Below are 405 nucleotides of genomic sequence, written 5' to 3' on the forward strand. Positions count from 1 at the left end.
GACGCCAATTGCAGAAATATTTCCATCGATAACAAGGCCTTTGTTAGTGCTGGGTGTATTCAACTGCGGCAGATCAAAGGTAAAATAGGTTTTGGCTGGCTCGATATTGGTCCATAATTCGTAGGTGGATTCGATTGTACAGTCGGTACGATGACGTTGCTGCGCCCGAATAGAGAGCGTATTTTCACCTTGTTTGAATACGTCTTTTGGTACATCGATTATAATTTCAGACAGTTGATCGGTCGATTGAATTGGCTGCCGTAGGATCTCTATATTATTGAGGTTGATTATAAAATATGAGCTTTCAGGAGCAATCAGGATAGTGCTTTGATAGCCCAGATTGAGCCGTGCCGGTGCAAGTGCCTCTTGTGCGGTCAGAGAAATATTCCAGCTGTGAGCATAAAC

General features: G+C 43.5%; 1 protein-coding gene. It reads right to left on the reverse strand.

Features of this window, described 5'->3' with window-relative positions:
• A partial coding sequence (locus HBA93_RS18975; protein WP_221724335.1) for a cellulose biosynthesis cyclic di-GMP-binding regulatory protein BcsB occupies positions 1-405 on the reverse strand: 405 nt, incomplete at both ends.

It is taken from the genome of Ochrobactrum sp. SFR4, from assembly GCF_019730395.1.
Lineage (GTDB): Bacteria > Pseudomonadota > Alphaproteobacteria > Rhizobiales > Rhizobiaceae > Pseudochrobactrum.